The following is a 13,987-nucleotide window of genomic DNA, read 5'->3' on the forward strand; positions in this document are numbered from 1 at the left end:
CGCAGGTCCACCAGCGGCTGGTCAGAAGGTGGAGGCCGTGGCGGGAATCGAACCCGCGTCGACCTCAATGGCGACCTGCTTCTCACTTCGCGCCATGCTTGGGCTTTTCATGGGGCGTCGACCTCTTGGCGCTGGCGCGGTGACATGGGCAGTCGCACGACTCGTAGGTGATGCCGGCGGCTGCGCATGGCTGCGTCGCGGCGCCTGGCATCCGCGCAGCTAGCCTGAGTTTTCACCTGCTGGCCGTTGCGTGCGGTCAGGGGTGGAAGCGGCAGAGATACAGTCCGCGATTCCCCGCCACTGCAAGGCGGCGGCCATCGGGCGCCCAGGTGCACTGGTCCAGAGACCCGTCGAATCGTACGGCGGCGATGACACTCTCCGTGCCGATGTCCCAGATCCGTACCGTGTCGTCGTGGCCCGTGGTGGCGAGCCAGGTGCTGTCGGGTGCGATCGCCACCGACTGCACCCAACCGGTGTGGCCTTCGAGGGTGGTGGTGCAGGTGCTGGTGGTCGGGTCCCAGATCCGTACCGTCCTGTCGCGGCTGCCGGTGGCGAGCCAGGTGCTGTCGGGTGCGATCGCCACCGACCGCACCCAATCGGTGTGGCCTTCGAGGGTGGTGGTGCAGGTGCTGGTGGTCGGGTCCCAGATCCGTACCATCCCGTCGGTGCCGCCGGTGGCGAGCCAGGTGCCGTCGGGTGCGATCGCCACCGACGACACCCAATCGGTGTGGCCTTCGAGGGTGGTGGTGCAGGTGCCGGTGGTCGGGTCCCAGATCCGTACCATCCCGTCGGTGCCGCCGGTGGCGAGCCAGGTGCCATCAGGCGCCACCGCCACCGACTCCACAGGGTCGGCGTGGGCCGCGAAAGTGCGTTGGAGGGCGGGGTGAGGGATGTCGGGTGGCCGCCATTCATTGGTCAGTCGCGGGCGCAGGTCGGGATCTTGTTGTCGGGCGGCGACCTGATCGTGCCATGCGGGGAGGGGTGCGAGGCGGTTGTGGAGAGTGTTGATCAGAGCATGGGCGGGGGTGATGGGTGTGAGCAGGTGGGCGGCTTGGGCAAGGGTACGGGCGCGGGCGGCGGCGGTGGGGGTGGGGATGTGGGTGAGGTCGCTCCAGGGGGCGGTGGGACCGCGCTGGGTGAGGCGGGTTTCGACCCAGCGGAGGTCTGCAGCCACCGTCTCGGCCAGATCTGTGCGTCCGGCCGCCAGGAGGTGCTCGATGAGGTGGTCCAGTAGGTAGCCGTCGCTCAACTCCCACCAGGCGTAGCCGGGGTCCGGCGCCGATGCGGCCAGCGGTCCGGCGGCGGGCAGGCCGGTGGCGACTGTGTCGACGAAGGTGGCGTTCAGGGCGGTCAGCTCGCTCTCGCCGAGTTCGGCGCGCAGGTAGTCGCGAAGCACGTCGTGCAGGCTGATCAGCCCGCCGTTTTCCGGGGCCAGGGTGAGGAGGGAGAGCGCCTGAAGATCCCGGCACAGAGTGCGGGTTTGTTCTTCGGTCAGACCGTTGGTGGCCCGCCACAGCCGTGCCACCAACGCCACCGGTACTGCCTCGTCCTCTGCGAAGACGGCCAACTCCGCGTAGCGGCTGGCACCGCCCGAAGGCAGTCGGGTGGTGGCCGCTTCCACAGTGGCGCGTACTGCCTGGCTGCGGCCGGCGGGGTCGTCCAGATCCAACACGCCGGTCGGGGAGTCCACGCCGGCTGGCCCGTCGGCTCGCAGTTGCTGCAGCAGTGTGGTCGCGGCGTGGGTGGTGTCGGCGCCGGTGGCTGCCTGATCGGCGATGACGCGGTTGGCCAGCCGCAGCAGCAGCGCCCACCTGCCGGTCGCCCGCAGCAGGTCCTCAGCAATGTCCTGCGGCAGAGGCGACGGCAGCTCCCAGGTCAGCACCTTCATCGCCTGGGCGTGGGACATCTCGTCGACCTGGATCGGCTGCGCGCCGGCCGGCAGCAGGCCGGGGATGCGTGTCGTGATCAGCCGTACGCAGGAGCGGCCACCGTGCAGGAACGGCGCGAGTTGCTCGCTTTCCCACACGTCGTCGAGCACCAGCAGCGTGCGGGGCCGTTCGTCCAGTAGCCGGCCCAGGTGGGCACCGGCGTGGTCTGGGTCGTCGAACTCCTGGGTGTCGCCGGTGATGAACCGGGTGGCCTGCGCGACTTTTGCCGCGATCGCCGCCCGCCCCCGCACATCCCGACCGATGGTCACCACATACACCCGGCCGCGAAACCGCCGCCGCACCCGAGGATGCGCGCACACCTGCATCGCCAGCGTCGTCTTCCCGAAACCCCCGGCACCCCATAAGGACGTGGTGACCCCCACCGCACGCCGATCGCCGCATACCGCGGCCACCGCCTCGCGTGCCTGCGCCCGGTCCACCACCCACGGCGGCACCACCGGCGCGGCCGGCGGCGGCGGATCCCCCGCCACGGCAGCAGGTCGCTCCTGCAGGTATGCGGCCACCGCCGCCGTCCCGACAGCGAGTGCCGTCAGACCCCCCACCGACCACCACGGATACCGGCGCAGCAGATCCAGCGCCCCCGGCCAGGACTCCGCACCCGTGGCGGCATTCGCCGCCAACGACCCCAACGCACCCACCAGTACAGCGATACTGGCCAGCATCACCATCGCCGGGACACGTACACGCACTATGCACCCCCGCCGGGCCACAAACTTCGACGACCCGACCCTACCGACCACGCCATCGGTGACACCTACGGATGAGACGTCGAGCACCGCACAGCCCTGCCGCATCCCTGGGCCGGCGTCCCGCGGCAGGTTGACGGACTGATCTGGAAGGCCGATGCGACGGACCCGCCGGAAGACGACGGCGAAGACGACGGCGTGACCGCGTTCGACGCCCACCCGTGCCACCCGCGCCCCTCGTCGCCGGTGCCGGACAGTCGCCGCCGCGAGCAGACGAATGTCTGACGTCACGGCCGCCCCGTCACGTGGGGACGGGTAGCCCGAGGTGCCCTATACACCCGCCCGCCGCTACCTTCCCGGCACCAACGTGCTGGAGACCACGTTCACCACCGCGGTCGGCACCGCCCGGCTGACCGACTCGTCCACGGCCTGTTCGCCGTCACCGGGCTGGTCGACATCCTGCTGCCCCTCGTCCACCCGCGCATGGGCACACCGCAGACCAGCGCCCCCGATGTCGCGCTGCTCGAACCACCCGGCTTCCTCATGCTCAGCTACGGCCCTGGCACACCGACCATCAGTCTTGCCGCGCACCTCGCCTACGGCACCATCATCGGAGGGTTCCTCGCCTGGCCGGGCTGACAACCCCCCGGCCGACACCGCTCAAGTGCCTGTCACCGAACGCCCTCTACCCGGTAGGCCACGTCGGCGCGTGGCGCGGCTCGAAATCATCTCCCGTTACTACGTGTGACGTCGGAAGAAGCGGAGTACTCACCTCGGCGGAAGGGGGGGGTGGGGGAGTTGGTAGCGCAGGAACAGGTACGACTCTCGTCGCCGGGCGCTGACGAGGTCGGCTGTCTGGCGGTGGGCGGGTAGCAGTTCGAGACCGGCGATCAGGCCGGGTCGGGTCGTGTTCGCGCGGCCGGCCAGCACGGGGGCGGTGGTCAGGAACAGCTCGTCCAGCAGCCTCTCGCGGATGAGCTGCCCGATCAGGTGTGGGCCGCCCTCTGTGAGGACCACGCCGTGTCCGCGGGCGCGGACGGCGTCGATCACGTTGGTGATGGGCAGGCGGGGGCCGTGCCCGGCTGCCAGGACGGTGCAGGTTGCCGGGAGGCGTTGACGAAGGTTTCCGGCGTTTTCCGCGGTGGTGATGATGACGGCGCCGGCTGGGAGGGCGGGGTGCCCGGTCGGTAGGTCGCCGCTCGCGGTGACCACGACGAGTTCCGGGTCGGGTTCGCGGCGTCGGCGGTGGCGGAGTTCGGCGAAGTCGGCTGTGGCGGCCGGGTAGACGTGCTGGGGCGTCCACAGGTGGTGTGGTGAGGCGCGCAGTGTGCCTGCTCCGATGACGACCGCGTCGGCGCAGGCCCGCAGCAGCCCCATGACGAAGCGGTCCGCTGCCTCGCCTCCGCTGATGACCGAGCCGGAGGAGGGGTGTTCGGGGCCGAGGGCGACCACTCCGTCGAGGGAGGCGACGAAGTTGGCGTAGATGACGGGTTCGGCGAAGCCCAGGTCGCTTCCGTAGAGGGCGGTGAGCACTGGTGGCAGGCTCCAGCGCGGTAGCTGGGGTTCCTCGTACAGCGGCATCAGGTGCTGTGCCTGCGTGCGCGCGGAGTCGGCGCCGGTGTCAGGCCCGGCCATGTCCCGCGCTCCTTGGCCCGGCGAGTTCGAAGAACTCCATCCTCAGCTGGCTTTCGGTGTCGTAGGTGCCGCGCCAGTAGGTGGTGCGGGTGGTGGACTCGATCTCGCGGACGCCGCGCATCTGTGTGCACAGGTGGACCGCCTCCAGGTGCACTGCGACGCCGTGGGGGAGCAGGATGCGTTCCAGTGCGTCGGCGAGTTGCTGGCCGATGCGTTCCTGTACGGAGAAGCGGCGGGCGAACAGCCGGAGCAGGCGGGTCAGTTTCGACAGGCCCAGGATGTGTTCGTGGGCGACGTAGCCGACGTACGCGGTGCCGAAGAAGGGCAGGGTGTGGTGCTCGCACAGGGAGAAGAAGGGGATCGGTCCTTCTACCACCTGGCTGATGCGGCAGTCCGGGCCGCCGCGGCATTCGGTCGGGAAGGCGGTGACGAGTTTCTCATCGCCCTCGTATCCGCTGGTGGCTTCGAAGATCGCGCGCAGGTAGCGGCGGGGGGTGTCGGCCGTCGCTGGTGATCCGTCGGGCATTCCCAGTGCGGTGAGGATCTCCTGCATGTATCCCTCGAATCGCTGCCATTGCTCGGGGGTGATCTGCCGGGGGCGGACGGCGGCCCATTCCCCGCTGTCGTAGCCGATGTCGTCGCCGGCCAGGCCGCCCACGGTGGGCGTGTCGATGGGGTGATGTTGCTGATGAGTCACATGCCACCGCTTTCCTGCGGGTCCGTTTCCCTGTCGCATGGCCGTCCGGGCCCGGGACTGCGAGCGCCGGCGCCGCTTTCGCGCATGCCCCGGGGCAGTGATCGATGGGATCGGCCTCCAGTGCTCGTGTCCGCATCTCTCGACGCCTTGAGCATGCAGCGGCGATCGAGATGGCGCACCCGGGGGCCGCCGCGCGGTGGACCAGGGGGTCTCACCTGGTCCCGCACCGTCCGAGGTGCGTGGCCCCGGCTGATGGGCGAGTCTTGATCCGATGCGGCGTTTCGCGGGTTGGTGACGTCCGCGGGCGACTGAGGCGAGGTGCGGCGAGATGAGGAGCGGATGGTGACCGGCACTCTTGCGCGGCTTGCCGCCTCCGGGGTGTCGGTCTGGCTGGACGACCTGAGCCGGCAGCGGCTGGCGGACGGCAGCCTGGCCAGGCTGGTGCGCGACCGGCACGTGGTGGGTGTGACGACCAACCCGACGATCTTCGCGCGCGCCATCGAGGGCAGCGGCTCCTACGACGAGCAGCTCACCGATCTCTCCCTGCGCGAGGTCGGGGTGGGGGAGGCGTTGCGCGCCATGACCACGTTCGATGTGCGGTGGGCCTGCGATGTGCTGCGGCCGGTGTGCGAGGCCACCGGGGGTGTGGACGGGCGGGTGTCGATCGAGGTCGATCCGCGGCTGGCGCACGACGAGTCACGTACTGTCGCCGAGGCGCGGGCGCTGTGGTGGCTGGTGGACCGGCCGAATCTGTTCGTGAAGATTCCCGCGGCCAAGCAGGGCCTGGGAGCGATCAGCGCATGTCTGGCCGAGGGCATCAGCATCAACGTCACGCTGCTGTTCTCGCTGGATCGCTACGACCAGGTGAGGGAGGCGTTCCTGACCGGCATGGAACGCGCCCGGGAGGCCGGGCGTGACCTGTCCGGCATCGCGTCGGTGGCGTCGTTCTTCGTCTCACGGGTGGACACCGAGATCGACCGGCGGCTCGACCGGCTGGGCGGCGACCAGGCCGCCGCGCTGCGCGGGCAGGCTGCCATCGCCAACGCCCGGATCGCCTACGAGCACTACGAACGGATGCTTGCCACCGAGCGGTGGCAGCGGCTGGAGCGGGCCGGTGCCAGGCCGCAGCGCCTGCTGTGGGCGTCCACGGGCGTGAAGGATCCGGCGTACGACGACACTCACTATGTCGTGGACCTGGTCGCCCCTGATGTGGTCAGCACCATGCCGGAGGCGACGCTGAACGCGGTCGCCGACCACGGCGAGGTGCCGGCCAGCGGCATCCGCGAGGGCTACGGCCAGGCGCACCAGGCGCTGGCGGAACTGTCCGCACTCGGCATCGACTACGCCGACGTCGTGCGGGTTCTGGAGGACGAGGGCGTGGAGAAGTTCGAGGCCAGCTGGGACGAGTTGGCCGGCAAGCTCGCGGAGAGCCTGCGTGCTCCCGGCCCCTCTCAGTCCCACGGCAGCAGGGAGCAGCACACATGAGGGCCAAGCAACGCACGTTCGTGATCGCCGGGGCGAGCCTGGCCGGGGCCAAGGCCGCCGAGGCGCTGCGCGGCCACGGGTTCGACGGTCAGCTCCTGCTCATCGGCGACGAGCCGGACCCCCCGTATGAGAGGCCGCCGCTGTCCAAGGGCTACCTGCGGGGCAAGCAGGACCGCGAGACGATCTTCGTTCACCCGCCTCGGTGGTACACCGACCAGGACATCGATCTGCGCTTGGACACCACGGTCACCGCGATCTACCGGGACCGGCGTGCGGTCACCGTCTCCGGTGGCGAGAGGTTCGCCTACGACAAGCTGCTGCTGGCCACCGGCGCCTCACCGCGCCGCCTGCCGGTGCCGGGCGCCGATCTGGACGGCGTCCTGTACCTGCGCCGCGTCGGCGACTGCGAACGCATCAAGGACACCTTCCGCACCGCCTCCCGCGTCGTCTTCATCGGCGGAGGCTGGATCGGTCTGGAGGTGGCCGCGGCTGCCCGGGAGGCCGGCGTCGAGGTGACGGTCTTGGAGGCGGACGAACTGCCGCTGCTGCGCGTCCTGGGGCCGCGGATCGCACCCGTCTTCGCCGAGTTGCACCGCGAGAACGGCGTGAACCTGCGGCTGCGCGCGCGGCTCACCGAGATCGTGGGCGCAGGCGGAAGGGTCGCCGGGGTGCGGCTTTCGGACGGCACCCGCATCGACGCCGACGCGGTCGTGGTCGGCATCGGCGCCGTTCCCCACACCCGGCTGGCCGCCGAAGCCGGTCTGCGCATCGACAACGGCGTGGTAGCCGACGCATCCCTGCGCACCTCGGACCCCGACATCTACGCGGCCGGTGACGTGGCCAACGCCCTCCACCCCATGCTGGGCAAGCACATCCGCGTCGAGCACTGGGCCAACGCCCTCCACCAGCCCGGGACGGCCGCGCGGTCCATGCTCGGCGAGCCCGCGTCGTACGACCGCGTCCCGTACTTCTTCACCGACCAGTACGACCTGGGCATGGAATACGCGGGCTACACCGAGCCCGGCCACTACGACGACGTGGCCGTGCGCGGGGACCTGACCGGGCGGGAGTTCATCGCCTTCTGGCTGTCCGACGGCCGTGTGCTGGCCGGCATGAACGTCAACATCTGGGACGTCAACGACGCGATCCAGCGCCTGGTCCGCTCGGGTGACCGCATCGACCGGGACAGGCTCACCGACCCGGACATCCCCCTGGACCAGCTCACCGCAGGGTGACACGTCGCTCCGGCCGGTGGATCACCCGGCCCTCCCGCCCCGGCCCTGCCCATCCGGTAGCCCGGCGATCGCGGCGCCGCGCCGCAGCACATCGCGCAGCATGGCAGAGGTCAGTCTGCCGGTGGAGATGTTGCGCTGACTGGGGTGGTAGCAACCCAACAGGTGCACCCGCCGGTCTCCGTGAGCGTCGCCGAGCACGACGTGGGCCCTGTGCCCGAAGGCCGGCCGCGGACGCGGCAGCTGGAACCCGGCTGCCTGGAGCACCGGCAGCAGCGCCTGCCAGGCGAACCCGCCGAGCACGATGATCGCCCGCAGGGCCGGCCGCAGCAATCGCAGCTCGCGTGCGAGCCAGGGGCGGCAGGTGTCGCGCTCCGTGGTGGTAGGGCGGTTGGCGGGCGGTGCGCAGTGCACCGGGACCGTGATCCGCACACCGAGCAGTTCCATCCCGTCACCGCGGTGTGTGGCCGTGGGCTGGGACGCAAGCCCCACCGCGTGCAGAGCGGGATAGAGCACGTCACCGGAGGGGGTCCCCGGTGAAGATGCGTCCGGTGCGGTTGCCGCCGTGCGCGGCCGGAGCCAGCCCGATGATCACCAGTGGCGCGTCCGGAGGGCCGAAGCCGGACACCGGGCGGGCCCAGTAGTCCCAGTCCTGGAACGCCCTGCGCTTGACCCGGCCGACCTCCTCGCGCCAGGCCACCAGCCGTGGGCACGCCCGGCAGGTGGCGACCGCCGCGTCCAGCCCCGAGACGGCATCCATCCGCGGCGCGGTCACGGCCGGAAAGCTACGCTCCTCCGGCGTGGGTGACGTGTACGGCCTCTGCCCACCGCTACCGGGTCGGCCGCTCCGCATACGCTCGGTCCTCTCCTCGCTGTGCCTCGCCGGACGGCCGTCGTCAGCCGACGACCTGCCAGCTGGGTCAATCACCCATAAAATGGACGAACTGGACATGTGTCGAAGTCACGCCGACCGGTGGCCCGCTCACGCCGGCCGCCGCTCGCGCGAACTCACCGGATAGCACGGCGCTCCCAGCTCACAGGGCAGGGCGGCCTGCCCCGGAAAGGTGCGGATGATGACCAAGAAGATCACCTACCGCAGAGTCTATGAGGAGACCTCCGCCAAGGACGGCAAGCGGATACTCGTCGACCGCGTCTGGCCACGGGGCATGCGCAAAGAAGACGCCCACCTGGACGAATGGCTGCGCGATGTCGCGCCCTCGACAGAACTCCGCAAGTGGTACAGCCACGAACCCAGCCGCTACCCCGAGTTCCGCCGCCGCTACATGGCCGAACTACGCGACCCCGGACACCGGCAGGCAGCCGAGCATCTGAGTGACCTGGCAAGCCACGACAGGCTCACCCTGCTGACCGCCAGCAAGGACGTGGACCACAGCCAAGCGGCCGTACTGGCCGAATGGCTCACCGGCAGCGGCTCCTCCACCTGATCCGTCAGAATCGGGCAAGCGACCACCGCGTCACCGCCATCGAACGCTCGGCCCGGTGCGTCGTGCGCGGCGCTGGCGCCGCAGGTGCTGCGGCAGGCGCTGACGATCGCGCTGCTCGGCAACGGCGTCGTGATCGCCTCCACCATGGCGCTGCTGACGCTGGGCGAGCTCTGAGATCGTGCTTGTCCGAGGCGGTCCCCGCGTTCGGCACCGTAGGGCTGTCCGCCGGGCCGGCGTGCGACGAACTGGCCGGCGTACGGGCGGGCCACGGCCAGGACGTTCTTGCCGAAGTCAGTCAGCCGCATCCAGTGTCCGCGCTGCCCGCGGATCAGGAGCTGCCCCTGGAGGTCTCGTTCCAGCTGCTGAATCTGCGGGGTCAGTGCGTACGGGGAGATGTTCGCGTCGCGGCAGTACGCCGCAGAGAAAGCCGCACCTTCGTCTACCTGGGCACCGGCGCTGAGGCCGTGGCGGGATTCGAACCCACGTAACTCGCTTTGCAGGCGAGCCCCTCAGCCACTCGGGCACACGGCCTTGCTTCCGGATCGAGCGTAAGTGGGGGAGGGGCACGGCTCAATGCGGAGCGGGGGGATGTCACACGGTGGCAACAGGGTGTGCACACGGGTGGGGTGTGGGGCCGGGGGCGTGCAGGCACGCATCGGAGTTCCGGCGCCGGCGCAGGCGGACGTGCGGGAGAGCAGCATCGCTGAGAGCACTGGTGAGCGGATCGATTCGGAGACGGGAGGGGTGCTCGCCCCGTACAACGGGGCCACCTGGCCCGGCGGCGCCAGGCTGATGGCTTCTTGCGTCGGTGTTCAGTCCGCCGTGCGCCAGATTCGGCTGCGCAGGTCGCTGCCCCGGATGACCTTGATGCGCCACGGCGTCAGGCGGAGTACGTGCAGCTGCGGGTCTGCTGGCGTGGTCCAGAAGTTGCCGAGGGGGTAGCCGGCGCCGCGGGGGCTCGTCCTGCGGTAGAGGTCCCACACGAGTTTCTTGGTCGGCAAGGTGTTGTCCCACTCGGCAAGGGCGTCGATGGCGACCGAGTTGTTTCCCGGAGCCCGGTAGGAGAAGTTGGTGTGTGGGTTACCAGCTATGTGTGCTGTTTTGACCGGGGTCTTGTAGGTGGCCAGCCAGCCGCGTGGTTGACCGTCGATCTTCTCCCATACCGGGATGAGTACTCGGGTCCGCGGGCGGTTCCCGGCGTCGACCGTGACCATGGTGGCGTAGTTGATGGCTCCGACGTACGCGTTGAACTCGGTTTCGACGTCGGTGAAATACCGCACGGTCGTGCTCATACATCGCTCCTGAGCGATTCGACGGCTCGTGCGAGGCTGGCGGCGCCGTGGCCGGCGGCGACCTGCTGGTCGATCAGCTCCCTGAGCGGGAAGAGGAGCGACGCCGGGATGCCCAGCGACGTACTGGCCGCGATGACCGTGGCCAGGCCGGACTGGTTCATGGCCAGGCTGGACTCCTCGGTGGTGTAGTCCCCGCCGTCGATCTCGTCGGCGAAGGTGGCGAGGGCCGGAAAGACATCCGTCAGCCAGGACACCAGCATCGGGGTGAGCTCGGTTGCGCCGACGCCGGCTGCCCGCGCCAGCGCGGTGGCGTGCAGGAAGCCGCCGAGCATGCCGTACATCCCAGCGAGGATGGCCACGTCGTAGCCCGAGGCGCGACCGGGGTCGGCGCCGAGGAAGGTGGCCTTGCCCAGGATCTCCAGTCGGGTCTGCCAGCGCTGGTGGAGGGCGGCCGAACCGCTGTAGTTGATCGAGGACTCGGTGGTGCCGATCGTTTGCGGCACCGCGTAGACGGCTCCGTGGAGGTACTCGGCACCGTGCTCGACCGCCCAGCCGGCCAGCTCCCGCGCGTCCTGCGGGCCGCCGGAGGTGAGGTTCACCAGTGCACGTCCGCGAATCGCCTCGGCAGCCGCGCCGGTCAGTACCTCCCGGGCGACCGCAGGGTCCAGCAGGGCGACGACCACCAGCTCGCTGGCTGCGATCGCGTCGGCCGCGGTGGCCGCCGCCTTCGCGCCGCCCGCGACCAACGTCTCGGTCTTAGCGGCGGAACGGTTCCAGACGGTGGTGGGATGGCCGTTGCTCAGGAACGTCTCGGCCAGCGCGCGGCCCAGGTTGCCAAGTCCGATGACGGTGACGGGTTCTGGTGTGGTGCTCATGCGTCCATGCTTGCGACACCGCGGCCGACGCGGCCAGTGACACTGGTGACCGGCACCACCAAATTCCTGCCATTACGATGGTGGGCGTGAGCGCCGGTTCCGTTGCCCTGATCGTGCCCGAGGAGATCGGCGTCGCGTTCTGGGACCTGTACGAGGTGAGCATCCCCGCCACCGTCTTCGGGATGCCGCAGCCCGATCTCGCCGACCCGTGGTACGACCTGCGGTTGTGCGGCACGGGCGACCGGTCGGCGGTGCCACCCGCCGCGGCGGGCTTCGGGCTGCGTACCCGGTACGGGCTGGACGATCTGGCCGGCGCCGACACGGTGATCGTGTCGTCGGTGCCGGACGCCTGCGTCGAGGACGTCGTCCCGCAGTCGCCGCGGCTGATCGAGGCGTTGCGTGGGGCGTACGAGGCGGGCGCCCGGATGGTGTCCCTGTGCACCGGTGCGTTCGCGCTGGCCGAGGCGGGGCTGCTCGACGGCCGCCGCGCCACCGCTCACTGGATGCACACCGCCCAGCTCGCCGAGCGCTACCCGAAGGTGCGGGTGGACGACTCGGTGCTCTACGTGGACGACGGCGACGTGCTCACCAGCGCGGGCATGACCGCCGGGCTCGACCTGTGCCTGCACCTGGTCCGCCGCGACCTCGGCGCCCACGTCGCCAACCAGCTCGCCCGCCGCATGGTGGTGCCCGCCCACCGGCCCGGCGGCCAGGCGCAGTTCATCGACCTATCGGTGCCCCTCACCGACGACGAAGGGCTGGCGCCCGTGCTGGAGTGGGCGCAGGCGCGCCTCGACCAGCCGCTGACGGTCGAGGACCTGGCCCGGCAGGCGGCGGTGAGCCCGCGCACCCTCTACCGCCGGCTGCAGCAGGCCACCGGGACGACGCCGCTGCGGTGGCTGCTCAACCAGCGTCTCGGCCGGGCCCAGAGCCTGCTGGAGTCCACGGACCTGCCGATCGAACGGATCGCGGAGCTGAGCGGACTCGGCACGGCGAACAACCTCCGCCACCACTTCCTCAAGCACGTCGGCGTCGCCCCGACCGACCACCGCCGCGCCTTCCCCCGGCAGCCGCAACCGCAGGCGAGGCCGCCGGCGTCTGCCTAGGACCAAATGACCAGGCGGTGCCCGTCCATCGACAGGGGCACTTGTCGGTGTCGGGCCTTACCCTGCTGCTCATGGCCAGCCTCGAATCGCGCGACACCGACGTCGCCCCCACCGGCGCCCCGGCCGCCCCCGAGGGCGTGCTGCGGCGGCCGTACCGGGCGCTCAGCATCGGGATCGTCACCGTCGTCCTGCTCATCGCCTTCGAGGCCACCGCCGTGGGCACCGCGATGCCCGCCGCCGCGCACGACCTGGACGGCATCGGGCTCTACGCCTACGCCTTCTCCGCGTTCTACACCACCGCGCTCTTCGCCATGGTCTTCTCCGGTCAGTGGTGCGACCGCAGCGGGCCGCTGCATCCGCTGACCGCCGGGATCGGCGCGTTCGCCGTCGGGCTGCTCATATCGGGGACCGCGCAGGCCATGTGGGCGTTCGTCGCCGGGCGGGCCGTGCAGGGGCTCGGGGGCGGGCTGGTCATCGTCGCGTTGTACGTGACCGTCAGCCGGGCCTATCCGGAGCGGCTGCGGCCGTCGATCCTCGCCGCGTTCGCCGCGTCGTGGGTGGTGCCGTCCGTCGTGGGGCCGCTCGCGGCCGGGGGCGTCACCGAGCACCTGGGGTGGCGCTGGGTGTTCCTCGGCATACCGCCGCTGGTCGTCGTGCCGCTGGCCGTCGCCCTCCCCGCCATCCGCCGGCGCGCCCGCGGCCCCGTCGACCCCGCCGCGCCCCCCGCCCTCGACCGGCGCCGCATCCGGCTGGCGCTGACCATCGCCGCCGGCGGCGGGCTGCTGCAGTACGCGGGGCAGGACGTGCGCTGGCTCTCGCTGCTGCCCGCGCTGGCCGGCGCCGCGCTGCTCGTCCCCGCGGTGCGCGTGCTGCTGCCGCGCGGCACGTACGTCGCCGCCCGCGGGCTGCCCACCGTCGTGCTGATGCGCGGCATCGCGGCGGGGTCGTTCATCGCCGCGGAGAGCTTCGTGCCGCTGATGCTGGTCACCCAGCGCGGGCTGGCCGTGACCGAGGCCGGCATGTGTCTGGCCGTCGGCGGCGCGACGTGGGCGCTGGGCTCTTGGACGCAGGCCCGGCCCCGGCTGGATCCGTACCGAACGCGGCTCGTCCGGATCGGCATGGTGCTGGCGGCCACGGCCATCGCGACCGCGCCGCTGGTGCTGGTGGAGTCGCTGCCGGTGTGGATCGTCGCCGTCGAGTGGGCCTTCGGCTGCTACGGGATGGGGATGGTCATCTCCGGTACGAGCGTGCTGCTCCTGAAGCTCTCCGCCCCCGAGGAGGCGGGCACCAACTCCGCGGCCCTGCAGCTCTCCGACAGCCTCGCCAACGTCGTCCTGCTGGCCGTCGCCGGCGTCGTCTTCGCCGCCCTCGGCGGCGCGGCGGTCGGCCACGGCGCACTGGACGCGGGCGGCGACGCCCGGCCGGGGGCGTTCGTGGCGGTGATGCTGCCGATGGCGGCGGTGGCGCTGGTCGGCGCGGCGGTCGCGGGACGGCTGCGCACGACGGGGGCGGCGCCGGTGCCGCGTTGACGTTGGCAGGCCGATCTTCTGCTCTGCCTCGTGCACGCCGCTCTGCAAGAGTGGTG

At 71.0% G+C, this 13,987-nt stretch carries 12 protein-coding genes, 1 tRNA gene and 2 pseudogenes; 6 read left to right on the plus strand and 9 right to left on the minus strand.

Annotated elements, in window-relative coordinates; genetic code table 11:
- Window positions 1–256: 256 nt before the first annotated feature.
- Window positions 257–2,638 (minus strand): NB-ARC domain-containing protein, encoded by a 2,382-nt coding sequence (locus tag T328_RS13135; RefSeq protein ID WP_496496182.1) that lies wholly within the window; start codon window positions 2,636–2,638, stop codon window positions 257–259.
- A 345-nt stretch (window positions 2,639–2,983) separates the two neighbouring features.
- Window positions 2,984–3,112 (minus strand): hypothetical protein, encoded by a 129-nt coding sequence (locus tag T328_RS13140; RefSeq protein WP_496496183.1) that lies wholly within the window; start codon window positions 3,110–3,112, stop codon window positions 2,984–2,986.
- A 6-nt stretch (window positions 3,113–3,118) separates the two neighbouring features.
- Between T328_RS13140 and T328_RS13145 the strand changes: the two genes are divergently transcribed.
- A complete protein-coding gene (locus T328_RS13145; RefSeq protein ID WP_496496184.1) occupies window positions 3,119–3,274 on the plus strand; it encodes a hypothetical protein in 156 nt (51 codons plus the stop codon).
- Between the two features lie 129 nt (window positions 3,275–3,403).
- On the opposite strand, the gene T328_RS13150 is transcribed toward T328_RS13145, so the two are convergent.
- A complete protein-coding gene (locus tag T328_RS13150; RefSeq protein ID WP_496496185.1) occupies window positions 3,404–4,270 on the minus strand; it encodes a dihydrofolate reductase family protein in 867 nt (288 codons plus the stop codon).
- Window positions 4,257–4,967: a GTP cyclohydrolase I gene (folE, locus tag T328_RS13155; protein ID WP_496496186.1), complete on the minus strand. Its 711-nt coding sequence runs from the start codon at window positions 4,965–4,967 to the stop codon at window positions 4,257–4,259. The genes T328_RS13150 and folE overlap by 14 nt, the downstream gene beginning before the upstream one ends.
- Before the next feature lie 342 nt (window positions 4,968–5,309).
- Between folE and tal the strand changes: the two genes are divergently transcribed.
- Both tal and T328_RS13165 read left to right on the plus strand, forming a co-directional pair.
- Entirely contained in the window at window positions 5,310–6,452 is a 1,143-nt protein-coding gene (gene tal, locus T328_RS13160; RefSeq protein WP_496496187.1) for a transaldolase, read from the plus strand.
- Window positions 6,449–7,687 carry an NAD(P)/FAD-dependent oxidoreductase gene (locus T328_RS13165; RefSeq protein WP_496496188.1) on the plus strand — a complete coding sequence of 413 codons (1,239 nt, stop codon included), beginning with the start codon at window positions 6,449–6,451 and terminating at the stop codon, window positions 7,685–7,687. The genes tal and T328_RS13165 overlap by 4 nt, the downstream gene beginning before the upstream one ends.
- Window positions 7,688–7,708: 21 nt before the next feature.
- Here T328_RS13165 and T328_RS13170 read toward each other — a convergent pair.
- Window positions 7,709–8,537, minus strand: a pseudogene (locus T328_RS13170) (uracil-DNA glycosylase).
- Window positions 8,538–8,757: 220 nt separating this feature from the next.
- Here T328_RS13170 and T328_RS13175 point away from each other — a divergent pair.
- Window positions 8,758–9,129 (plus strand): DUF488 domain-containing protein, encoded by a 372-nt coding sequence (locus tag T328_RS13175; RefSeq protein WP_496496189.1) that lies wholly within the window; start codon window positions 8,758–8,760, stop codon window positions 9,127–9,129.
- A gap of 341 nt (window positions 9,130–9,470) precedes the next feature.
- Here the strand turns inward: T328_RS13175 and T328_RS13180 are convergent.
- The 4 genes and pseudogenes from T328_RS13180 to T328_RS13195 all read right to left on the minus strand — a co-directional run.
- A pseudogene (locus tag T328_RS13180) lies at window positions 9,471–9,629 on the minus strand (hypothetical protein); the annotation flags it as partial.
- Window positions 9,589–9,660 (minus strand) — tRNA-Cys (locus T328_RS13185). The pseudogene T328_RS13180 and the gene T328_RS13185, both read right to left, overlap by 41 nt.
- Before the next feature lie 281 nt (window positions 9,661–9,941).
- Window positions 9,942–10,421 (minus strand): pyridoxamine 5'-phosphate oxidase family protein, encoded by a 480-nt coding sequence (locus T328_RS13190; protein ID WP_496496190.1) that lies wholly within the window; start codon window positions 10,419–10,421, stop codon window positions 9,942–9,944.
- Window positions 10,418–11,296 carry an NAD(P)-dependent oxidoreductase gene (locus T328_RS13195; protein ID WP_496496191.1) on the minus strand — a complete coding sequence of 293 codons (879 nt, stop codon included), beginning with the start codon at window positions 11,294–11,296 and terminating at the stop codon, window positions 10,418–10,420. The genes T328_RS13190 and T328_RS13195 overlap by 4 nt, the downstream gene beginning before the upstream one ends.
- A 107-nt stretch (window positions 11,297–11,403) precedes the next feature.
- Here T328_RS13195 and T328_RS13200 point away from each other — a divergent pair, with 107 nt between their 5' ends.
- On the plus strand, window positions 11,404–12,402 hold the full coding sequence (locus T328_RS13200) for a GlxA family transcriptional regulator (protein ID WP_496496371.1): 999 nt from the start codon (window positions 11,404–11,406) through the stop codon (window positions 12,400–12,402).
- 71 nt (window positions 12,403–12,473) lie between these two features.
- Window positions 12,474–13,931, plus strand: a complete 1,458-nt coding sequence (locus T328_RS13205; protein ID WP_496496192.1) for an MFS transporter — start codon at window positions 12,474–12,476, stop codon at window positions 13,929–13,931.
- Window positions 13,932–13,987 lie beyond the last annotated feature (56 nt).

The sequence above is a fragment of the Streptomyces sp. CNX435 genome, from assembly GCF_059570575.1.

Coding starts and splice junctions, on each gene's coding strand:
- T328_RS13175 (WP_496496189.1), top strand. CDS start 8,758: ATGACCAAGAAGATCACCTACCGCAGAGTCTATGAGGAGACCTCCGCC.
- T328_RS13165 (WP_496496188.1), top strand. CDS start 6,449: ATGAGGGCCAAGCAACGCACGTTCGTGATCGCCGGGGCGAGCCTGGCC.
- T328_RS13150 (WP_496496185.1), bottom strand. CDS start 4,270: ATGGCCGGGCCTGACACCGGCGCCGACTCCGCGCGCACGCAGGCACAG.
- T328_RS13190 (WP_496496190.1), bottom strand. CDS start 10,421: ATGAGCACGACCGTGCGGTATTTCACCGACGTCGAAACCGAGTTCAAC.
- T328_RS13195 (WP_496496191.1), bottom strand. CDS start 11,296: ATGAGCACCACACCAGAACCCGTCACCGTCATCGGACTTGGCAACCTG.
- T328_RS13145 (WP_496496184.1), top strand. CDS start 3,119: ATGGGCACACCGCAGACCAGCGCCCCCGATGTCGCGCTGCTCGAACCA.
- T328_RS13205 (WP_496496192.1), top strand. CDS start 12,474: ATGGCCAGCCTCGAATCGCGCGACACCGACGTCGCCCCCACCGGCGCC.